This window comes from Cupriavidus sp. a3 (assembly GCF_051015765.1).
GTDB classification, from domain to species: Bacteria; Pseudomonadota; Gammaproteobacteria; order Burkholderiales; family Burkholderiaceae; genus Cupriavidus; species Cupriavidus oxalaticus_A.
Window position 1 is genome coordinate 2,409,589 of sequence record NZ_CP170644.1, and the last position, 20,453, is coordinate 2,430,041.

Genomic DNA, 20,453 nt, shown 5'->3' on the forward strand with positions numbered 1-20,453 from the left:
AACATGACTCGCTCGATCCTGGTGATTTGCATCGGCAACGTCTGTCGCAGCCCCATGGCGGCCTGCCTGCTGAGCCAACTTCTGCCCGCATGCGAGGTAGCTTCGGCCGGACTCGCTCCGCCGGTCGGCGCACCCGCGGACCCAAGCGCTGTCAGGCTGCTTGCGCGCGAGGGCCTCGATATTGCCAGTCACCGCGCCCGCGCTGTGAACGACGCACTTGTGGCAGCTGCGGACCTGATCCTCGTGATGGACAGCGAGCAACGCGACGAGCTTGAACGGGTTTTCCCGCTGGCACGCGGGAAGACCCACCGGATTTGCGAATCCACGTCCACGGATGTGCCGGATCCGTACGGATGCTCGCCAAGCATGTTTTATATCGTTCTGGAACTGATCAAGCAGGGCATTGCTTCATGGTCTGCACGGCTGGCAGAGGTTGCACCAACTGATGCTCAAGGAGAGGTATCATGAGAACGGTCAGTACCGGGGATCAAGCTCCCGCTGGCGGGGACGAGCATCAATCGGCCGTGGACTTTACCGCCTATCTCGATTTGCTGGCCCGCTATCGAAAGACCTTCCTGTCCGTCGTCGGCGTGGTCCTCGTGGTCGGCCTTACCTATGCCCTCCTGGCCAAGCCCGTCTACCGCACGAACATGACGGTGCAAGTGGAGGACTCGGGTGGTAGCCACGTCAGCAAGCTCATAGCCTCCATCTCACCGGGACCCGATGCCAAACCCGCCGCTTCCGCGGAGATTGAACTCCTGCGCTCGCGGATGGTGGTCGGAAAGGCTGTCGACAACCTGCACCTGTATATCGAAGCCGCACCGCGCTATTTCCCCGTGATTGGCCCGGTAATCGCCAGCTTCAATCCTGAACGGTCGCACCCTGGGCTGTTTGGATGGGGTGGCTTTGCGTGGGGCCATGAATCGATTGCCGTGTCCCAACTCGACGTTCCTGCGTCGATGGAGGAGCGCAAGATCCTGCTGACCGCGCTGGGTGACAACGAGTACAGGGTGCGGTTTGCCAGCGACGATGTCGAGGCTACCGGCAAAGTGGGATCGCCATTGACGATCACCACTGCCAACGGCGCGGTCACCATGCTGGTAAGCCAGTTGGACGGGCGTCCCGGTACCCAGTTCGTGCTGCGTCGCCTGGCGCGCGCTGCTGGCATCGCGCGCTTGCAGGAGAAGCTGACGATCAGCGAACGCGGCAAGGATAGCGGCGTGATCGGCGTGGCTCTGGAAGGTGCCTCGCCAGACATGACGGCGGCTATCCTCAACGAAGTCGGCAATGCCTATGTTGAACAGAACATCCGCCGCAAAGCCGCCGAAGCCGAAAAGTCCCTCGCATTTCTCGAGCAGCAGGTGCCGCTGCTCAGGCAGCAGGTCGACACGGCCGAGACCCGATATAACGCGATGCGCAATCAACGCGGCACGATCGACCTCGGCGAGGAGTCCAAGCTGATCCTGGGTCAGTCGGTGCAGATTCAGACCAAGCTGCAGGAGTTGCAGCAAAAGCGCCAGGAACTGGCTGCGCGCTTTACTTCAACTCATCCGGCCGTCGCACTCGTCGACAGCCAGATCTCCGGCCTGACCGCCCAGCTGAACGGAGTGTCCGGGCGGATCCAGAAGCTGCCGGACGTGGAGCAGAACGTGTTGCGGCTGATGCGCGACGTCAAGGTCAGCACCGAGCTGCTGCAGTCCCTGCTGAACGAGGTCCAGCAGTTAAAGCTGATCAAGGCGAGCAAGGTAGGAACGGCGCGGATTGTCGACCCGGCGGAGGTACCGCTCAAGCCGGTCCGGCCGGACCGCGCGCTGATTGCCGGGCTATCGCTCGCGCTGGGCTTGGTTGCTGGTCTGCTGGTGGTCTTCGTGCGCCATACGCTCGAGGGCGGCGTGGCAGACCCGGACGAGATCGAGCGGCAGACAGGGATGACTGTCTACTCGACCATCCCCTTCAGCAAACAACAGTCACAGTTGTCACCCGGCGCCGGCCTTCTGGCACTCCAGCAACCGGACGATCCCACGGTGGAGAGTCTGCGCAGCTTCCGTACCGCATTGCGTTTCGCCATGGCCGGGAGCAACAGCCCGACGGTAGTGATCACCGGGCCTGCCCCGGGCGTCGGCAAATCCTTTGTCTGTACTAACTTTGCCGCAATTGCCGCGACCGGAAGCCGCGTGGTGCTCATTGATGCCGACCTGCGCCGCGGTAGCCTGCAGAGTTCCTTTGATGTCAAGCGCGGCCCTGGCTTGACGGAACTGCTGATGGGCGCGCCGCTGGAGCAGGTATTGCAGCGGCAAGTGGTGCCCGGCCTGGACTTCATACCGACCGGCTCGCAACCACCACACGCGACAGATCTGCTGCTGAGCCCCGCCATGGACTCCGTGCTTGAGCAGCTCAAAGCGCGCTATGACCTGGTGCTGATCGATACGCCGCCAGTGCTTGTGGCTGCCGACGCGGGCATCCTGGCAGGCAAGGCTGGCGCCGTGTTCCTGGTGGCGCGCGCCGAGAAGACCACGACCGGCGAACTGGTTGCGGCGCAACGCGCGATCCGGCAGGCTGGCGCCGATGTCAAGGGCGTGCTGTTCAACGGGCTTCTGATCGAGGGTCGCTGGTACCGGTCCCATAGCTACTTTGGCAAGTATCGCTATCTCGCCGATTACGGCAATGGACAGACCAAGCGGGCTTAGCCAGGGCGACGGCGGCGGCTGGTGTAGTTTCCGTCCAGCCGTCGGCCGCTGAACTCGAACTCTGCTTCGCTGAGGGCAAACAAGTCATGCCACTCGTTCATGCGGATGCCGTCTCGTCCGTGGTCATCGCCGGCGCAGGCGGACTTGGGCTGGAACTCTATGACTATCTGCAGGCAGAAGCGCTGTGCGGCGGACCGACGGTAGCGGGCTTCATCGATGACACGCCAGACAAGGTTCCGGAGGGCATAGACCTGCCACATCTGGGGTCGATTCGTCAGTACCGGCCAACGCCGCGCCAGGCAGTGCTGGTAGCGATCGGTGCCACCCTGGCACGGCAAGAGGTGCTGTCATGGCTCCTGCATAGCGGGATCGAGGTTCCGATCTATGTCCACGGTACGGCCCTCGTCTCGCCCTCCTCCCACCTGGGCGTCGGCTCGTTGATTTTTCCGTTTGCGGTCATCAGCCGGGGCGCGGTGGTGGAGGACGGCGTGGTGGCCAATGTCTCCAGCGGAATTGGGCACGGTGCCCGGGTGGGTGCGTGCTCCGTGCTTTCTCCTCATGCGGTCCTCAACGGCAACGCCGCCATCGGACCGCGGTGCTTCCTGGGGACACGCGCGACGCTCTTTCCGGGCGTCAGCATCGGCGCGGAATGCGTTGTCGATTCTCACACCTGCGTTTCGACCAGCGCCAAGGACCGGCAGTTCATCACTACCGGCAGTTTCCAGATGACCTCACGCCTGATTCGCGATCAGTGATGAACAGCTCGAACAGCTCGGGGCCCAGCTCAAAAGGTTTCAGAACATACGCGGTACGACGGCACCCGGCATTTCACGACCGTCACCACGATCTGGCCGGAGACCGGATCGGTATCGATGTACCTGGAATAGCGCTCGGTGACGCCGAACCAATCCATTCCATGTGACCACAATCGACCCTTGACGGGACGTGTCGCTGCCAGCACAAAGACGAACAGGAACCCGCAAAGCGCCAGCCTCGCAAGCATCGGCGTCCGACCGGGGCGCGCACGCTGACGAGCGGGCTGACGAAATGGATGCAAGTTGATCCACGCCACGGCAAATCCGACAGTCATACCGATCAGGGTTTCAGCAAGCGTGTGATAGTGTCCGACGATCAGGGCAATCGCCACCAGTACGGCCACGAGTACACCGGCAGACAGGCCGATCCTGGCCGTTCGCTTGCCCCATGCCGATCCCAGTATCGCGCCCAGCATCGGGTAGACCGATGCAGTGAGCATGGCGTGCCCGCTTACGCTGTACACGTTCACCGATGGCATTGACCACCCATTGAATTCGAACGCCAGCTTCCCTGCAAGAATGACGGCTGCACCGCCCACCAGCGACATGAGCCAGTAACACGCGCGCTCCCACAATCCCAGGTAGGCCAGACGGAGCGCAACAAGGCCCGCCAGGGGGACCGCCAGTGACGCGCCGCCACTATGGACAATGAGCATCCAGGATAGCTGCATCAGGAGCCTCAAGTTGTCGAATGGTCGCTTACCCGTGCGCCCCGGCGTATGTCGCCACCCGTTTCCAGTTCATCGCGCGATATCGGCATCCGAGGCGCTCCGTTTGCTTCCCATGAAGCGAGGGGCGGAGAATTCTCCCGCGGCACTGATCCCCTCGCGCGCTACTACCTTGATGACGGTCTTCCACAAGATCACGATGTCCAGCCACACCGAAACGTGATCCACATACCAGACGTCCAGCCGGAATTTTTCTTCCCAGCTGATCGCGTTGCGTCCACTGATCTGTGCGAGTCCGGTAATGCCGGGACGGACCATGTGGCGGCGCATCTGCTCTGGAGAGTAGCGTGGCAGGTATTCCATCAATAGCGGCCGTGGCCCAACCAGGCTCATGTCACCCTTGAGTACATTCCAGAGCTCCGGCAGCTCATCGAGGCTGGTGGAGCGAAGAAACGCCCCAAGTCTGGTCAGCCGCTCCGGATCAGGCAGCAGTTCGCCGTCCGGTCCGCGAGCATCCGTCATGGTACGAAACTTGAGAATGTGGAATGGTTCGCCATGAAGCCCCGGCCGGATTTGCCGGAAGAAAACCGGGTTGCCCAGACGCACGCGCACTACGCAAACCAGGAGCAGAAGCGGAATGGCAAGCAGCAGCATGCCCAGCAAGGCCAGGACAACATCAAAGATGCGCTTCATCACAATGGCTCCGAGAAACCGCACTCATTTGGGCATGGCGCAAGGGGAGCGCCGCTGACAGGCTTCATGCTCTTGGTTCGGTTGCTTTGCCCATGGCAACGATCCATCCACGGGCACTCAATGCGGAGGATTGCCTGCAGTGACTATGCCCCGCGGCGCCCCTTTGCACCGTTGGCTATCTCACACTTCAGCCGCCGGCTCTGCCACGGCGCCAGCGAGCACTCCCGCGACCCATTTTCCTCGGCTTGCCTCACCAGTTCTTCAAGTCTGTTTGAGAGCGCACCGAATGGCAGGTGCCGTCACGCCAGAATCGGAAGTCCGTACGCAAGCCAGCACAATGAAAGGTGCAGAGGACCGACATGAAAGTCTCGACAGCAAGCGGCGAAGGTGGAGGCGGGCTGAGAACCGCCCTGCCGGCGACCGCGCATCCCCACGCTCTGCATGGTTCCGAAGCCATCTGGCAGGAAACCAATTGCTATATCGACCTGTGGGTGGAATTGCTGCATGGCTGGGGGCTCGAACCGCGCGCAGGACTCGCGTTCACCGTTGCACAAGACTTTGAAGGCGATCACTTCACCTTCTTCAAGTACCCGCAGATGGATCTGGAAACGCTGTATGGGATCAGCGTGCAGGAAATGGCCGTTTATGACACGCTGCAGGCACACGTCACGGCGCAGGTCGAACGCGGTCATACCGCACTGGTCGAAGTCGACAGCTTTTACCTGCCCGACACGCATGCCACCGCCTACCGGCGCGAGCACGTCAAGACCACGATAGCGATCAACCGTATCGACAACCAGGCCGAGCGTGTCTGGTACTACCACAGCCTGGGCTACCACAACGCGCAGGGCGAGGACTATCGCGGCCTGATGCGGCTCTTGCCCGAGCTCGCAGGCAACGCAAACATCCTGTTCCCCTATGCTGAATATGCAAAACGCGTGCGGCCTCCGCTCGAATCGTCCGCGTTGGTCGATGCTTCGGTGGCACTGATGCGATACCACCTCGCCAGGCGCCCCGCAGGCAATCCGGTAGGTCGCTGGCGACAGGTGTTCGGCAAGCATATGGACGCCCTGCTGGCGAGGGACGAATCCTATTTTCACCTGTACACCTTCAACTTCCCGCGCCAGCTGGGCGCCAACTTCGAGATGCTGCATCACTGGCTGTACTGGCTAAGCGAGCATGGGCACGAGACGCCCCTGGCCGTCGCAGACGACGCACGCGCCATCGCAACCGAGAGCAAGGTATTGCAGTTCCGACTGGCGCGGGCAGTGGCACGCCGGCGCGCCGACCTCTGCGCGGACTGCCTGGATAGCCTGGAGTCCTGCCATGACAAGGCCATGGCAGGACTGCTATCGGCTTTCGGCTGAGCCAGCACGCGACCGGCAGGCGTCGCTAACCATCATAGCCAAGCGGATGGTCAGCATTCACAGCGTAGATTTCGCCTGAGGGAACGGTAACAGCTTGCGCCGCGCCCTTGCGCTCGTGCACGAGTCGAACTCGCCGGCTGCTTCCCGGTGCAAGGTGGAACCAGTTCTCCGAAGCCTGGTAGGCAACGTCCTCGATGTGCACCCAGCGCGCGAAGCGCTCCGCTGACACCGTCAGCCACCACTCGTCGCCAACCTGCTCTAGCTGCGCCCGCAACCCAGGCGCCTTGAGCGCGGTGGCACGGCGGTCGGGCAGGTACACCGCCTGGCTCAGTGGCTCGCCGCTGTCGCCGGCAAGCAACGTCGCCAGTACCACGTCATGCGTCGGCGGGCCGAAGCGATAGGCATACGTGAAGTCAAAGAAGCGATCGAGCAGTGCGGACGCCTCGATACGCTCCGACCCGCGCGCCGGCAGCCGCAGGCTGTGCCGGGCTTCAGCCACCACCATCGCGCCATCACGCAGGCAGCGAAGGACCAGCAGCAGAGAGCGTGGCTGCGGCATTTCGTTCAGCACGTGCAGGTGCAGTCCATTGAGCCCCTCATCAGTAATCAGCACCTGCACTGGTTGCCAGACCTGGCGTAGCGCATGCCATGCCGACTTGGGGCGCCCGCACGCATCGACAATACCCCAGCCTGCGCCAGGCGTCAGGTCTTGCAGCTGCCAGATCAGGCCGCCGGAACAACCCGATCCCACCCGTCGCCATTCGCTGAAGACTTCGGTCATCACCTCCGCCGTCACCGCCCGCGACAGCATCAGATAGCGTTGGGGCTGCTCATACCGCAAGCGCGGCGGATCCACATCGTACAAGGCGCGCAAATAGTGATCGCGGACATCTTCGAAATCCCACGGTGCACCCGCGTCGCGCGGCACCGTGGCTTTCCAGCGCGGGGAATACAGCGGCAGCAACAGTCCGTGCTCTGTCAGCGTTCGATCACCGGGAACATTGGCAAAGGCCAGGCATTCGGAGGCGAAGCGGACCTGTGCCAGCCGCGCATCCGTCAACGGACGTTCGTAGGCCCCCACGCCGTAATAGTGGCAGACACCGCTGTCCGGCTGGAACGGCCAGGCCCCTCCGGTTGGCGAATTGCTGACATAGACCACGTCCGGACGATGCGCGGCAACCAGGCCCGGGATCAACTCCTCGAACAGCGGTTGCTTCCATTCGCCACGCGAGGTACCCAGCATTGCCGCCTGCTGCTCCGCCTCGCTACCGCCGCAAAGCACCGCAACGCTTGGATGCGCCCGGGTCGATGTCAGCCACCCGGTGACTTCGCGCTGGAAGTCATCGGTAAGGCCAACGCCGGGTCCGATGCTGCCATAGTCGAAGTTGGCGAACATGAAATCCTGCCAGACCAGCAAGCCCAGTTCGTCGCAAACCCGATAGAAGGCTTCACCCGGATAGCACGTGACACCGCTGATGCGCACCATGTTCATGCCGCCGTTGCGCGCAAGCGTCAGCCAGTACCGGGAGGCTTCATCAGTGTCTGCGAGGCCAGGCAAATCGATGCTGGAAATGCAGGCCCCGCGGCAAAACAGCCGCTCGCCATTGATGCACAGTGCAAACGGCTCAGACAACCGCGAAGGCCCGGACGAAGCCGATGCGCTCGCACCGTCGAGCGATACCGTGCGAAAACCGGCCCGGCCGCATTCGATGGCGCGCCCGTCGACGGTTGCATCGACACGGTAGAGGTGTGGCTCGCCGTGCGTATGAGGCCACCATAGCTTCGGTTGTTCGACCCGTAGCGTGCCCGCAAGGGTGTGCCTGTCAATGCGCGAGAGTGTGCCGGGATGGCGGCAACCCTCACCGTCTGTTGCCTCGAACGACCCCGAAGCCGGCGCTGCCCCCGGGAAATGCAGCCGCAGCGAGACGACGCCGTGTCCTTCCGGCATTTGCGCCGACATGTCAGCGCGCACGCCGTGAAGAATGTCGTCGCTTGCCGGATCGAGCAACTCTACGGAACGCCAGGGCCCCACCGCATGCACCGGCGGGCACCAGCCCGGCATATGGCCAAGCAGGGTCGTGCGGACCGTACGCAAGGTGGGGGGCACGATCATTCTGGGCTTCCAGCGCACTGCGCCATGCCGCTTGCGCAACCATGGATGCAGCGCCCGAAAACAGAGATACAGCAGGTTGTCTCCGTCCAGGTCGACCTCGACCTCGTGCGCGGCGAACATATGCTGAACACCCAGCACGAGTTTTCCGTTGAGCCAGGCTTCGGCCACTGTGGCGAGTCCGTTAAAGCGCAGCACGTGCCTGCCCCGCCCGGCAAAGCGCACACGATACCAATGGTCATGCAGGTGCAGTGGCGGCGGCGCGGAGTCGTCCCAGCGGCCGGCGGCGCGCAGCGCGCTGGCCACCGTGCCAGGAACCGGGGCCGGCAGCCAGCCCGCCGTGCCATCCAGGCCCGCCGGACTGTCGGCTGCACCGGCGTCCGTCTGTATCCACGTCCACTCGCCACCGAGCACGGCGTTGCCAATGGGGATGCCCGATCGGATGTCAGGGAATGACTCCGGATCAGGCATCGAGGTGTTTGTGTCCGGGTAACCTTGGGACATCATGGACTGCCTTCATCGCGTAACCCGGCAGGGCCGGGATGCCAGCCTGGCGGATCACAGCCGACTGCCTCGCAGATTGGCTCCAGCGGCATCAGCCGGCAACACTCTGCGCGGTTCCGATCGAATGCTCGCGGCGTTGGACTAGATGCCTCCGAGCACATCGCGCACGCGTTGCGGCCAGCGCGCCAGTTCGAAGCCGTGATGGCGCAGTAAAGCCAGCGTCAGGCGCTCGATGCCGAAGCCCACGCAGCCGGTATGGGCCAGCGCCCCGTCATCGGTGCGCAGCGGCCACGCATGGGCGAAATGATCCATGTGATAGTTGAAACTCATGCAAGCGGTCGGGGGCGCGCCATCGTTGATCGGCACCAGCAGCTCAAACTTCAGTTTGAGTTCACGCTGACTGTCCGCGACGATCTTGCCGCCACGACCGAAGAACGGATCGTTTGCAATATCCACCTCGTGCGGCAACCCGAGCATGCTGGCCAGCTTCTGGCCACGCTCCATCCATGTCTGGCGGAATTCGACAATCTGCTCGGCTGTCCCGAGCCGCACGTACTCGCGCTGGCGGAACATCTGCATGCGTGCGGGGTCGATGGAGGGCTCATGGCGGAAGCAATACGTCAGCACGTCGACCACGAGGCCGCCACGGGGCATCGGCCCGCGGTCGGCCACTACCGGGTAGACCGGATAGCACGCGGCGGGTGCCAGCACCACTTCGGTCGGTCGCTGCTGCTCCGCCCAGTCCTCACCGTGTTCCACACGGGCGAGCAGACGGTGATGTTCCCGTTCGCCGCCACAGAAGCAATGCACCGTCCCCGCCAGTTGCGGAAAACTCTTGAGGTATTCGCTCGCTTCGAAATCCTCGCGCGGCATCGCGGGAGGAAATCGCATCACTTCCGCATGCTGGTCGGCTCCGAGCTTGCCGATGGCGAGGTTCAATCCATCGGCAATGCCTTCGAACAGCGCGCTGCGACCATAAATGCCATCGACCTTGGTCGGAAAGAGCACGCGGGCATCGATGAGCGCCTGCCGGTAGGCACGACGGCCGAGGTCCGGATCCCGCACCGGTACGGCGTGGAAAAAATGATCACCCGCAACAGGTGATGCGTTCTCGTCGGGCGTGCAAGTGTTGCTGGTGTCGTCCATGCTCGGATCCTCAGGCAGTCCGGTCCGCCAGCAGCAGATTGGCGGTGTTGGTCAGGATGCGATCGTTGTTGATCATCAGGGGCGCCGACCACAGATCCCGAAGGTGGCGTCCCAGGCTGAACGGCGTGCCATGCTTGTAGCCCGCCATGCCGCACACCAGCATCGCGATCTGGACTGCCTCGAGCGCCAGCACCGACACGCTGGTCTTGAGACCATTCATTTCCGCCGCCAGGCTGAACATCGCCGACACGCCCTGCCTTGCCTGCCGCTGGCGCTGGTGGCTGAGCGCCAGCTCCAGGCGGCCATCGAGCATCTGGATGATGGCTACGGCCTCAGCCACGCGCGTTGCCGATGGCGGCAGCGTGCCGGGTCGGGCACGGGCCTGGCCCTGGAACAGTGCCTTGGCACGCTGGACCGCGTCCGCCGCGATGCCTGTCCACACGGCAGACCACAGGATATGCGACACGGGGGTCATCGTAACGTCCGCAATCTCGCCGAACGGCACCGGCAGGATCTGATCGGTATGGCCGCGCGCTTCGAGCCGGAAGCCGTTGCTGCACGTGCCCCGCATGCCCAGGGTGTCCCATGCGGAGAGGTTGTCCAGCGTGTAGTCCGGCTTCAGAACGCTCACCATGACCTGGTCCGTGGGCGCGGCATCGGGGTGTCGACGTGCCGTCACGAGAATTCCGTCAGCGTGGGCGCCATAGGAGATGGTTGGCGCCATCTTCAGCAAATGGAGGTTGCCGTTGTCGACGTTGACCGCGCATCCGCTGTTGCGCAACGCACCGCCAATAGCCTCTTCGGAGGTGGCCGATGCGAGCAGCAACTGTTCGCCGCCAAGCCGTTGCAACAGTTGCGCGTGCCATGCACTGTTGCCGGCATGGTTGACCAGGCATGCCACCTGGATCTGGTGCATCGCGTATATCATGCCCGTCGAAGCGCAGGCGGCGCCGAGCACGCGGCAAACCGCCGCGATCGTCTCGAGCGGCGCGCCACCACCGCCAAGGTCAGTCGGCACCATGGCACCCAGCAGTTTGTGCTCGCGCAATACCGTGAAGGCCTGACAGGGAAAGCTTGCGTCCCGGTCGACCTGGTCTGCATGCCGTGCTGCTTCTGCGGCGACCAGCCTGGCCGCCGCCAGCCAGTGCGCGGCATCGGCAATCTCGGCGCGCGGAGGTGCCAGCTCAACGCTGGCAAGCGCGGGGCTCATGCCGCCTCCTGCTCATTCTTGAGTTGCTCGGCTGCCGTCGCCAGTGCGCCGATGCTGCGAAACAGCTGGCGGGTCAGCATGCGATCGGGGATTTCGATGCCGAAAGCGTTCTCGATCGCGATCATGACGTGCACGGTCGCCAGCGACGACAGTCCTGCTTCATACAGATCGGCGTGGTCGTCCAACGATTCAACTGGCACGTTCAGACGAGCCACTTCCGAGAGGATGGTACGTATGGCTGCTCTCATGCTGGGACTCCAGATTTTGGGGAAGCATGGTGTTGAGCCATTTAGCCTGAACTTCGGGCTCGAATCGGTACGCTTCCGTACCAATGGGCTGCGGTGCCGGCACGCCTGCAAGGCTGCCCGGGCACGGCGAGCTCCGGGCGGAGAAGCCCGGCTGCAGTTGCGAGGGCAATGCGTGGTCTTTGCGCGGGAAAGCACGAAGGGACATCCAGGCCTCGGGGCGAAGACCCTGTCAGGATCTTCTTGCCATAGCGCTACCAATGGAGCAGCTCCGCGCGGAGGCGGCACCGACCGAGGGCCGTCACGCGATGCGGACGTACCCGTTTCTGCGTAACGCTTTGCCGGCGTTGCTGCATGCGCTCGTGCGTATGTCGCGCAGAAACTGGCACGTCCCGCGACCCTGAGCTCCAGCTTCAGGCTTTCTCCGCTCCATTGACTTGCCTGGTCAATGCCGGGCGCTTCGCTTCCGCCTTGGGCAAGGGCATGCCCAGATAGGGATTGATGGTATTGAAGTCCGACCTGTTGCTGCGCCGTGGCATGACCCCGTTCAGGATCCCGCCCGCCAGCCGCGCGTTGGCATGCGCGAGGCGCTTGAGGGCGTCGTCAACCTGGCCCGCCGCGGTTACGTCAGCGCGCACCACCACCAGCGTGGAGCCTGCCAGGTTGGACACCAGCGTGGCATCCGCCACCGCCAGCACCGGCGGAGTATCGACCAGCACCAGGTCGAAGCGGCCCGCGCACAGGCGCAGCGTTTCCGCCAGCGCCGGCAGCATCAGCAACTCGGACGGATTCGCCGGCGCCGCGCCGCGGTTGAGCAGGAACAGGCCGCTGACCACGCTCGGCCTGACCGCGTCGGCGATCGCGGCGCGCCCGGCCAGCACTTCGGCCAGGCCCGGCTCTACCGGCTGGTCGAACCAGTCCGCCACGCGCCCGCGGCGCAGGTCCGCGTCGATCAGCAGCACGCGCTGGCCGGCCTCGGCAAACAGCACCGCGAGGTTGACCGCGGTAAAGGTCTTGCCCGCGCCGCTGGCCGGGCTGGTGATCGCCACCAGGCAATTGGGCGCATCGCGCAGCGCGAAGTGCAGCGCCGCACGCAAGGTACGCAATCCCTCCACCGCCAGCGAATGCGGCGCGCGCCGCGCCAGCAGGTACTGGTCGTGCAGGCCCTGGCGCAGCAGGCGTTCGGCGCGCGCGCGCTTGTCCTCCGGCGCGGCCGCGGTCACGGCATCGATCACCTCGGTGCCCGGCTCGGGCCAGCCCAGGCGCGCCTCGGTCGGCAGCGTGAAGCCCGCGGCAATGCCCAGGCTGCGCTTGGTTTCGATCTGGCGCTCCAGATCGGCCTGCTCGTTGCTGAAGGCGATGTCGCCGAGCATCGCCATGCCAAGCCGCTCTTCGGCATCAGCCGCGCTGGCCACCGACGGGCGCAGGCGCTGGCGCAGGTTGATGCCGGCCACGCCCAGGCACAGCCCGAGCAGCGCGCCCACGGAAGCGAACGGCCACGTGCCGATCCCCACCGGCGTCACCGGCGCGATCGCGGCGTCGATTACGCGCAGCTGGCTGGAGCTGTCGGACAGCATCAGCGACAGCTGCTCGACCTTGGTGCGCAGGGCCATGTACATGTCCTCGGCCACCTTGACGTCGCGCGTCAGCGCCACCGATTCGCGCTCGGAGGCCGACAGGCTTTGCATGCGCGCATCGATCTCGGCGCGCTCGCGCGTCATCTGCTGAATCTGGCTGTCGACCATGCGCACTTCATTGGCCTCGGTGGTGAAGCGCTGCAGCAGCCGTGTGCGCTCCAGCCGCAGCGCGGCGATCTGGCGCTGGTACTCCATGCTGTTGTTCAGGAACGATTGCGCATCGCGGCTGGGCGCCATCGAGCCGGTACGCGCGCGGTAGCGCGTCAGCGCCTCTTCCGCACGGGTCAGCTCGGCCTGCACGCGCGGCAATTCGTTCGACAGGAAGGCCAGCGTGCCGGCGGCGTCCTCGCGGCGCTTGGTGGTCTGTCCGTCGATATAGGCGCGCGTGACGCCGTTGACCAGCTCGGCAGCAAGCTGGCGGTCCGCATACTGCCAGCCCACGCGCACCGTGCCGCCCGGCTGCGCCGGTGCGCTGCCCTGACTCGCGGACATCTGCGCGCCTTCGCTCTCGACCTGGAGGCCCTTGCGCACGGCCTCGGCGGTGCGCGCGAGGTCATGCCGCGTCAGTGCGAAGCGCGTGCCGGGCGCGGCCTCGATGCGGTCCACGCGCAGCGTGATGCCGTTGCCGCTGGCGGTCTCCCCGACACGGCCCTCGAGCAGCAGCACGTCATGGTCGAAAAGGCGGTAGGCGCCGTCGCGGCGCGTCTCGAACACCAGTGGCTGGTCCACCAGGTCCTCGGGCACGGTCATGGTGTCGACCACCAGGCGTTCGCCGCCCCAGGCATAGCCCTGGCTTGCGGGCCAGGTGCCGCGCACGTGGCCGGGCGTGGAAAAGCGGTCGACCAGCGCGCCCACCAGCGGCGCGCGCAGCGGCTGCGCGGTGATATCCAGGCGCAGCCGCTCCACCACGGGCCCGACCACGGCGCGGCTCTTGAGCAGCCCCGCGTCGAAGCCGGCGGCGCCCTGCGTCTGCGCCACGCTGCGCACGCCGCCGTCGCGGCCCTCCACCTGCACCAGCGCCTGCGCACGGTATTGCGGCGGCTCGGACAGCGCCACCAGCGCGCCGACGCCGGCGCCGACAACGCCCGCGGCGACGATCCAGCCCATATGGTCCATCAGCGCGCGCGCCTGGCGCGTGCTGGCGGGCTGGGCTTCGCGCCGGGGGGCCGCACCTTCCGCCGGTGCACTGGCATATGACAGTCTGCTCACGGGTACCGCTCCTCAAATGGGATCAGCGCGGCGTCCTGCGCCGCGCGTGGCCACCTCACGCCGCCAGGGGCAGCTGGCAGCGCCGTTCAGGCGCTGGCCAGCGCGGGCAGCAGCCGGTCATATTCGCGCTTGACCAGCTTGTAGCATTCGCATGAATGCTTCTCCAGGCCGCAGCGGTCCAGTACCGTGATATGGCCGCGGCTGTGGTGGATCAGTCCCAGGTCCTCCAGCTTGCCCGCGGCCTCGGTCACGCCTTCGCGGCGCACGCCGAGCATGTTGGCGATGACCTGCTGCGTGATCACCAGCTCGTTGGAACTGAGCCGGTCGATCGCCAGCAGCAGCCAGCGGCACAGCTGCTTGTTCAGCGAGTGGTGGCGGTTGCACGCGGCGGTCTGTGCGATCTGCGTCAGCATCGCCTGCACGTACAGCAGCGTCACGCGCTGCAGCGTGGGCAGGCGCGGCAGCTCGGCGCGCAGCATGCGTGCGGGAATGCGGTAGGCCAGGCCGGGGCTGCGCACTTCGACGCGGCTGGGCATGGTGTCGCCGCCGGTGACCACCGGGATCCCGACCAGCCCTTCATGGCCGACCGCGGCGATCTCGACGGTCGCGCCGTCTTCGAGCAGCGACAGCAGCGAAACCACTGCCGTGGTTGGAAAGTAGACGTGGACGATGCGCTGGCCGGAATCGGTGAGCAACTCCCCGGCGCGCAGCCGGACCAGCTCGAAATGCTGGGCCAGCGCTTCCCACTCGCCACGCGGCAACGCGCTGAGCAGGTGATTGACATGCAGTTCCGACCGATGCGTAATCATTTTTCGTACCCCCTGTCCAAACCCGTTTTCGGGAACAACGTCCAGCCGGCTCGGCGAACGCCACTCGGGAAAACGGGCTTCAGCCTTGCCGGTCCCCGTTCAGCGCCGGCATGGACCGGCATGACTGGTTTCCGACTGCCTGGCTGCGCCGTTGACCCTGCTGCGGCGCTGACTGCAAGCCAGTGACTCTATTTAGCGTCATGGCGAGGCGCTGCGACAGTAGGCGAATGGTTGGGAAGCGCTCATCCATCGGGAGGTTGGCCGGAAAGCCGAGCGGATGCCCGGCCACGGCGCAATCAGCGTGCAGCGCGCTGCAGCGGCGCCGGCAGGTGCCGGGCCCTCCTGCAAAAGTCGGAGACGGGTGGAAGCGCGGGGCGGCCGGCGGAAACGAGCGGTGCCGGAAGGGGCGCAAATGGCGTAAAGAGCGTGATGGGCGCAAGCAATTCGACGGGCTGGCATGGCCCGACCTCATCCAACGGCAAGGCGCGCGGAAGAAAACCGGCCAGGTGGCCGGCGGCGGCCACCACCGTGCAGCGCCAGCCACGCACTGCCGCCGCGGCGGGATGCAGCACGCGCGGCGCGCGGAAGCACAGGTGGATCGTGTTCATGCCCGACAGTTCGATCGCGGCCTCGTACAACTGATGCGGTGCGTGCAACTCGTGCAGTTCAGTGCCATGCCCGATCGCATCATCCACGGCAATCACCTGGCGCCCGTTGACCCACGCTTCGGTGCCGCGAACCAGGCCGCGCAGCCGCAGCAGCCGCGGTCCGTGTCCGGCAAAACGCAGCCGGTACCAGTAGTCGTGGCAGTGCAGCGGCACCGGCGCGCCTTCGCACAAGCGGCCCGCCGCCTGCATGGCCATCGCAACCGAACCGGGCACCGGCGCCGGCAGCCAGCACGCGCCATCGTCGAGCACCGCGGGCGACGGTGCCGCGCCGGGCAGCGTCTGCAGCCATCGCCACGGGCCGCAAGGCGCGCGCCCCGCAACGTCGGTGAAGGCGGTGAGGGGTGTGACGTCGACGGACGGAACGGCGGCCGGAATGAGGGCGGCGGCTCGCCGGCCCGTGGCCTCGGCAGCGGCGGTCATGGCGCATACTCGCCGAAATGCCGGGCCAGCGCCGGCACGCTGGCCTGGTAAGAGGCCTCGAGCTGGTCCAGGCAGTCTTCGCAGCGATCCGGCTTGCGGCTGATCACGGCGCGCATCAGCCGGAACTGCATCACCATCGCTTCCGACGCCATCGTGTAGCACGCTTCGGCCGCCTTCTCCGGGACCTCCTGTCCCTGCATCACCAGCCAGCGCAGGTAGCGCGCCAGCAGCTCGAAGTTGGCGCCGAGCTGGCGCAGCACGCCCGAGGCGTAGTGGTGGAAGCCCGGCTCGCCGCGCGCCATCAGCCGCTCCAGGTGGGCGGGAAACACGGCACGGAACTGTGTCACGGGATTCTGCTGCGGACGGTTGCCGAGGTGCGTGCGCAGCAGCGCCAGCGAAGCGTCGAGCAACGACTCGCGCCCGCGCAGCCGGCCATCGCGGCGCACTACCTCGGCATGCACGAAGGGCAGCGACTCGGCGCTGCGCGCTCCCGGTGCCAGCCGGAAGATCGCGGCGTAGTCCTCGCCGCTGGCGGTGTGGTAGCCGTCGGTGTGGTAATAGCCGACGGCGCCCGCCTGGGGGATCAGCACGTCGACGGCGATGCAGGTCGGCGTGCGGTGGCGCTGGTAGCCCGCGCCGGGCGGCGGCGGCAGCTGGCCGCTGTCGAGTTCGATCACGACGAGATGGCCGCGCGCGGTCTGCGCCGCCACGTGCGACTCGAGCGAGTCGTACAGCGTCAGCGCATGGGCGGTCAGCCCGTAGAGCCGCTCCAGGTCCGCCACCGGAAAGCGGCACTGCGTGAAATGATCGGCCTCGAAATCCTGGCGCACTGCGCACGGCAGCGCGGCGACCGGTGGCAGTTCAAGTCCGTGCAGCAACTCGATCCACAGGTCGACATGGCAGTTGACGTGCGACCACACCGGATTGCCGCCACGCAACCCAGGCCCGCCACGTCCACGCATCTTGGTGTCGCCGTACACTAGAGACCTCCGCGCCTGCCATGCCGATCCAATCGCGGGTGTGCGTGGCCCGCGCCGGATGCGCGCCCTCGCGCTCGCGTTCCGGCTGCCGTGCACTGACTGTCTGCTGTCATGCCCGCCTTCTCCCTGCCCCGAGCCAAATGCTTGCGCCATCGGTCTTGATGGCGATCTTGGCGCGCGCGGTTCAGGACAGTCTGTTGGACGGCGCACAAACCTTGCACGGGCCCACAGGTTCGGCCGTCATTGCGTGGCGCAAGGACGCGCATGCCGATGGCAAGCGCGTCTGTACCGTTCGCCGCAGAGGTTGAGTTCCGGTTGAGCCGGTTTAGTGGCATTCAGCCGCATGCGTGACGCGCATGCTGCTTCTGGTTGATAGAGGCGTGCGTGCCGATTGGATATCGTCAAGAGGACGTGTGGGCGGGCAGTATTGCCTGCACGCCTTCAAAGCCCGCATGGTCCCCCGGTCGGCGGGCTTCTTTTTTTGTGGCATGGCACGGCGCGCGCGACAGGGTTCGGCAGCGCGGCGACGCCAGCAGGCATGTGCATGCCCTGTGGGTGCACGGCAATGGCTGGCGAGCGGGACTGGTGGCAGGCAGCACTGCTGCAGGACAATGGCAGCAGTGGTCGCGCCTCGCGCTGGCGCTGGCGAGGCACGCGGAACACAGCAGGGCGCCGCGGCGCCCTGGCTCAGGGCAGCGTAGCTGCCGGCAGGCGCAGGCGATGCTGCGCCAGGATCAGTGCGCGCAGGCTTTCCACCCGCAACACCGCTTCACGCTGTCCTGCTTCACGCGCGGCCTGCGCTGCGGCATGCTCGCAATCGTAGCGGCGACCATGCAGTTCTCCGCGATACAACAGCGGCTGCTCGCCCGCACCAGCCAGCCGGATCTCGAAGCAGCAAGCCCACTTGCCCCGGCCCTCGCGCACGGCGAAGCCATGCACGACCAGGTATTCCATCCCGCCTTCCATACGACCCCCTAGCATCCCGGCGCGGCAAGCCCTCTTGGAATGGGGCTGCTCGGACGCCGGGCATCTCAAGCATAGTGCTTGCGCGCACAGAACGCCCTCATCCGCAGGCTGTAATCCTGTGGTGGCCGAAGGAGGGAAGCAAGAGAGGGACGGGCAGATTCAGGCGGCGCCAACGCTGTCGCAGGGCGTGGCCTGCATCAGCGAAAGGGCCATGCGCGGGAAGCACTGGCCGCCAGCCCACACCAGCGCGGTCGCGGCACAGACGAGCTCGGCAGGCGCCGGCACCGCCAGGCAACCGCTCGCGCCCAGCAGCGCGGCGTGGACGATCAGCGTCGCGTCCAGCCGGTCCGACAACACCAGCCAGCGGCGCGGCGCGAGCCGGGCCTGCATCTGTTCGAGCAGCTTGCGCGGGTCGCCGTCCAGCCCGCTGCAATCGATCAGCGCGACATCGGCCGGGTCGCTGCCGGGCTCGTCCGCATCGGGATGACGCTGCCGGCCGGCAGCACCATCCTGCAGCCAATGCGGCGCGCGCCACCGGATCGGGCGCGGCAGGCCCAGCGCTTCCAGGCGCCGCACCAGGGTGCGGCACATCATTTCGTTGCTGGCGATCAGGTAGGTCGGCATCGAATCGGCAATGGAGGCCACGGCCGGTGCGGCGGGATGGGCCCGGGGTCAGAAGGTCAAGTGGCCGGATGGCCCGCCGTGGCGAACATGGCGGGCCTCGCGGCGGTGCGCGCCCTGCCGTTGGGCGCCTGACGCATGGCGCGCGGCAGGCGGCGGCGAACGCCTCCCTGTCAACGTAGCAAGCGCTCCCCCGCACCGCCTCATGCTTTTGGCGGAGGCCGCCACGTCAAATGGATGACCTGCGGGGATGGCCGCGGCACCGGATCCGACCGGCGCCGGCATGGCTGCAACCGATGCACCCCAGAACGGTCATGCAGGGGGGCTTCAGGCGGCCCGGCACGCGCCGAGCGGCCGCACCGCCGGCGGGCCGGCCCAGTCCAGCGTGGCGCCACGCTGCAGCGCCACGTAGACAGCTTCGCCCTTGTTGCGTACATGGAGCCGCTGGTACAGCGTGCAGGCATGCGTCTTGGCCGTGGCGACGGAGATATTGAGCATCCGGCTGACGGTCTTGATCGGATAGCCGCGCGCGAGCAGGGCCAGTACCTCATACTGCCGTTCGGTGATGTTGAGCAGATGCGCGCCGCTCGACGGCGTTTCGCTCGTATACGCAGGCGGCGTGGCCGGTGTTTCGCCGCGCAACGCATGCAGCGGCACCACCACCGGGGCGCCGGCGTGACCGGACGGCATGGATGGCGCGGCCGGTGCAGACTGTTCGGACTGTGCGGACATGGCCAGCGTGCCGGCATCGTCGCTGCGTCCGCTGGCTGGCTCGGACAGCAGCAGCGACGGGAAGCACTCCCCACCGGCCAGCACCAGCCGCACCGCGGCGTCGAGCGCTTCGGCGCTGGCGGCCTTGTGCAGGCAGCCACGTATGGACTCCGGCAGCGTCGGCCGTGAAAGTGCCGCGGCGGGCCGCTCGGTCAGCAGCAGCACGCGCCGGGGCCGCAGGCGCTCGCACAGGTCGTCGAGCTGGGCCCAGCCTGCCGCGGCGTCGAGCGGTAGCCCGTACACCAGCAAGTCGGCGTCTACCAGCCAGAGATCGGGGTCGATCGGGGCGAGCGGATCGATATCGATCAGGTCGCCCGGGAGATGCGCTTGGGCCAGAAGGTGGCGAAGACCCAGGCGCAGCAGTGGATGGTGTTCGATCAAGAGGATGCTGGCCATGGCCGCTCTCCTTCTTATTGCGGCAAGCCCAGGTCCTGCGACAAACCCGTTCTTGCTGTTGGACCGCCTTCCGCTATGCTGCGGCTCGTCGATCCATACGATCCGGCTTGTTCCTGGCCTGGTACGGCGTCCCGTCGGTTGCCGTGCCCGTCCCTTCCCTTGGAGTGCCGAATCGCCCCGTTTGCGCCGTTCGAACCGATTCTGGCCGGCTGGTGCCGGACCCGCGCAGTTCATGACTAACGCTTTAGCAACTTTCCGATCAAATTTAACAGAATCTAATTCTGATCTTCAGCTTATGAAACAGGGGCGTCGAAAGCAAGCCTCTGTTGCATTGCAGCGGGTATTCCCGAAGGGGGGTCCCTTCGTCCCGGAACGCTGTCACGGGCGGCCCACTGCGACCCTGCCAGCGAGCTTAGATCGACAAACGGGTGTTCGGGTGGCCCGGGGACTGGCGGAATGCCGCTTACCTCGCATAAAATTATCGGCATTGCTCTTTGCTGTGCATTTCCGGTCGGACGGATTTGGCCTGAG

Annotated in this window: 17 protein-coding genes; 4 read left to right on the forward strand and 13 right to left on the reverse strand. The window is 65.9% G+C overall.

Translation table 11 applies throughout. The features are described 5' to 3' along the window. Positions 1-3: 3 nt before the first annotated feature. The 3 genes from ACAD63_RS32770 to ACAD63_RS32780 all read left to right on the forward strand — a co-directional run bounded on the left by ACAD63_RS32770 (position 4) and on the right by ACAD63_RS32780 (position 3,442). Positions 4-468 (forward strand): low molecular weight protein-tyrosine-phosphatase, encoded by a 465-nt coding sequence (locus ACAD63_RS32770; RefSeq protein ID WP_135703366.1) that lies wholly within the window; start codon positions 4-6, stop codon positions 466-468. Then, positions 465-2,687 carry a polysaccharide biosynthesis tyrosine autokinase gene (locus tag ACAD63_RS32775; protein WP_135703365.1) on the forward strand — a complete coding sequence of 741 codons (2,223 nt, stop codon included), beginning with the start codon at positions 465-467 and terminating at the stop codon, positions 2,685-2,687. The genes ACAD63_RS32770 and ACAD63_RS32775 overlap by 4 nt, the downstream gene beginning before the upstream one ends. 86 nt (positions 2,688-2,773) lie before the next feature. Beyond that, complete coding sequence (locus tag ACAD63_RS32780) at positions 2,774-3,442, forward strand: acetyltransferase (protein ID WP_133097164.1); 669 nt, start codon at positions 2,774-2,776, stop codon at positions 3,440-3,442. 29 nt (positions 3,443-3,471) lie between these two features. Here ACAD63_RS32780 and ACAD63_RS32785 read toward each other — a convergent pair whose 3' ends face one another. Together ACAD63_RS32785 and ACAD63_RS32790 are read right to left on the reverse strand one after the other, a co-directional pair. Then, entirely contained in the window at positions 3,472-4,173 is a 702-nt protein-coding gene (locus ACAD63_RS32785; protein WP_135703363.1) for a phosphatase PAP2 family protein, read from the reverse strand. A 69-nt stretch (positions 4,174-4,242) separates the two neighbouring features. After that, the gene (locus ACAD63_RS32790; protein WP_434034331.1) at positions 4,243-4,863 is read right to left on the reverse strand and encodes a sugar transferase; all 621 of its coding nucleotides are present in this window, start codon (positions 4,861-4,863) and stop codon (positions 4,243-4,245) included. A 344-nt stretch (positions 4,864-5,207) separates the two neighbouring features. Here ACAD63_RS32790 and ACAD63_RS32795 point away from each other — a divergent pair, with 344 nt between their 5' ends. Next, on the forward strand, positions 5,208-6,230 hold the full coding sequence (locus ACAD63_RS32795) for a DUF1839 family protein (RefSeq protein WP_371704794.1): 1,023 nt from the start codon (positions 5,208-5,210) through the stop codon (positions 6,228-6,230). Between the two features lie 25 nt (positions 6,231-6,255). Here the strand turns inward: ACAD63_RS32795 and ACAD63_RS32800 are convergent, their stop codons facing one another. The 11 genes from ACAD63_RS32800 to ACAD63_RS32850 all read right to left on the reverse strand — a co-directional run bounded on the left by ACAD63_RS32800 (position 6,256) and on the right by ACAD63_RS32850 (position 19,922). Beyond that, positions 6,256-8,847, reverse strand: a complete 2,592-nt coding sequence (locus tag ACAD63_RS32800; protein WP_434034332.1) for a glycosyl hydrolase 2 galactose-binding domain-containing protein — start codon at positions 8,845-8,847, stop codon at positions 6,256-6,258. A 138-nt stretch (positions 8,848-8,985) separates the two neighbouring features. Continuing rightward, a complete protein-coding gene (locus ACAD63_RS32805) occupies positions 8,986-9,990 on the reverse strand; it encodes an amino acid--[acyl-carrier-protein] ligase (RefSeq protein WP_195428024.1) in 1,005 nt (334 codons plus the stop codon). Positions 9,991-10,000: 10 nt separating this feature from the next. Further along, positions 10,001-11,200 carry an acyl-CoA dehydrogenase family protein gene (locus ACAD63_RS32810; protein WP_195428023.1) on the reverse strand — a complete coding sequence of 400 codons (1,200 nt, stop codon included), beginning with the start codon at positions 11,198-11,200 and terminating at the stop codon, positions 10,001-10,003. Then, a complete protein-coding gene (locus ACAD63_RS32815) occupies positions 11,197-11,448 on the reverse strand; it encodes an acyl carrier protein (RefSeq protein ID WP_029045129.1) in 252 nt (83 codons plus the stop codon). The genes ACAD63_RS32810 and ACAD63_RS32815 overlap by 4 nt, the downstream gene beginning before the upstream one ends. Positions 11,449-11,858: 410 nt before the next feature. Continuing rightward, positions 11,859-14,198 (reverse strand): polysaccharide biosynthesis tyrosine autokinase, encoded by a 2,340-nt coding sequence (locus tag ACAD63_RS32820; protein ID WP_255519752.1) that lies wholly within the window; start codon positions 14,196-14,198, stop codon positions 11,859-11,861. A gap of 179 nt (positions 14,199-14,377) precedes the next feature. Beyond that, entirely contained in the window at positions 14,378-15,100 is a 723-nt protein-coding gene (locus ACAD63_RS32825) for a Crp/Fnr family transcriptional regulator (RefSeq protein WP_133097171.1), read from the reverse strand. Between the two features lie 296 nt (positions 15,101-15,396). Continuing rightward, entirely contained in the window at positions 15,397-16,188 is a 792-nt protein-coding gene (locus tag ACAD63_RS32830) for a hypothetical protein (protein WP_434034333.1), read from the reverse strand. Next, positions 16,185-17,168: a DUF1839 family protein gene (locus ACAD63_RS32835; protein ID WP_368671143.1), complete on the reverse strand. Its 984-nt coding sequence runs from the start codon at positions 17,166-17,168 to the stop codon at positions 16,185-16,187. The genes ACAD63_RS32830 and ACAD63_RS32835 overlap by 4 nt, the downstream gene beginning before the upstream one ends. Positions 17,169-17,855: 687 nt before the next feature. Then, a complete protein-coding gene (locus ACAD63_RS32840; protein WP_135703355.1) occupies positions 17,856-18,134 on the reverse strand; it encodes a hypothetical protein in 279 nt (92 codons plus the stop codon). Between the two features lie 159 nt (positions 18,135-18,293). Continuing rightward, positions 18,294-18,758: a response regulator transcription factor gene (locus tag ACAD63_RS32845; protein ID WP_133097191.1), complete on the reverse strand. Its 465-nt coding sequence runs from the start codon at positions 18,756-18,758 to the stop codon at positions 18,294-18,296. 324 nt (positions 18,759-19,082) lie between these two features. Then, the gene (locus ACAD63_RS32850; RefSeq protein WP_434034334.1) at positions 19,083-19,922 is read right to left on the reverse strand and encodes a response regulator transcription factor; all 840 of its coding nucleotides are present in this window, start codon (positions 19,920-19,922) and stop codon (positions 19,083-19,085) included. Positions 19,923-20,453 lie beyond the last annotated feature (531 nt).

Bases quoted from the DNA above. Each gene is read 5' to 3' on its own strand.
- ACAD63_RS32810 (WP_195428023.1), bottom strand. From the start codon at position 11,200: ATGAGCCCCGCGCTTGCCAGCGTTGAGCTGGCACCTCCGCGCGCCGAG.
- ACAD63_RS32775 (WP_135703365.1), top strand. From the start codon at position 465: ATGAGAACGGTCAGTACCGGGGATCAAGCTCCCGCTGGCGGGGACGAG.
- ACAD63_RS32790 (WP_434034331.1), bottom strand. From the start codon at position 4,863: ATGAAGCGCATCTTTGATGTTGTCCTGGCCTTGCTGGGCATGCTGCTG.
- ACAD63_RS32770 (WP_135703366.1), top strand. From the start codon at position 4: ATGACTCGCTCGATCCTGGTGATTTGCATCGGCAACGTCTGTCGCAGC.
- ACAD63_RS32800 (WP_434034332.1), bottom strand. From the start codon at position 8,847: ATGATGTCCCAAGGTTACCCGGACACAAACACCTCGATGCCTGATCCG.
- ACAD63_RS32780 (WP_133097164.1), top strand. From the start codon at position 2,774: ATGCCACTCGTTCATGCGGATGCCGTCTCGTCCGTGGTCATCGCCGGC.
- ACAD63_RS32825 (WP_133097171.1), bottom strand. From the start codon at position 15,100: ATGATTACGCATCGGTCGGAACTGCATGTCAATCACCTGCTCAGCGCG.
- ACAD63_RS32820 (WP_255519752.1), bottom strand. From the start codon at position 14,198: ATGGACCATATGGGCTGGATCGTCGCCGCGGGCGTTGTCGGCGCCGGC.
- ACAD63_RS32845 (WP_133097191.1), bottom strand. From the start codon at position 18,758: ATGCCGACCTACCTGATCGCCAGCAACGAAATGATGTGCCGCACCCTG.
- ACAD63_RS32840 (WP_135703355.1), bottom strand. From the start codon at position 18,134: ATGGAAGGCGGGATGGAATACCTGGTCGTGCATGGCTTCGCCGTGCGC.
- ACAD63_RS32815 (WP_029045129.1), bottom strand. From the start codon at position 11,448: ATGAGAGCAGCCATACGTACCATCCTCTCGGAAGTGGCTCGTCTGAAC.
- ACAD63_RS32785 (WP_135703363.1), bottom strand. From the start codon at position 4,173: ATGCAGCTATCCTGGATGCTCATTGTCCATAGTGGCGGCGCGTCACTG.
- ACAD63_RS32830 (WP_434034333.1), bottom strand. From the start codon at position 16,188: ATGACCGCCGCTGCCGAGGCCACGGGCCGGCGAGCCGCCGCCCTCATT.
- ACAD63_RS32850 (WP_434034334.1), bottom strand. From the start codon at position 19,922: ATGGCCAGCATCCTCTTGATCGAACACCATCCACTGCTGCGCCTGGGT.
- ACAD63_RS32805 (WP_195428024.1), bottom strand. From the start codon at position 9,990: ATGGACGACACCAGCAACACTTGCACGCCCGACGAGAACGCATCACCT.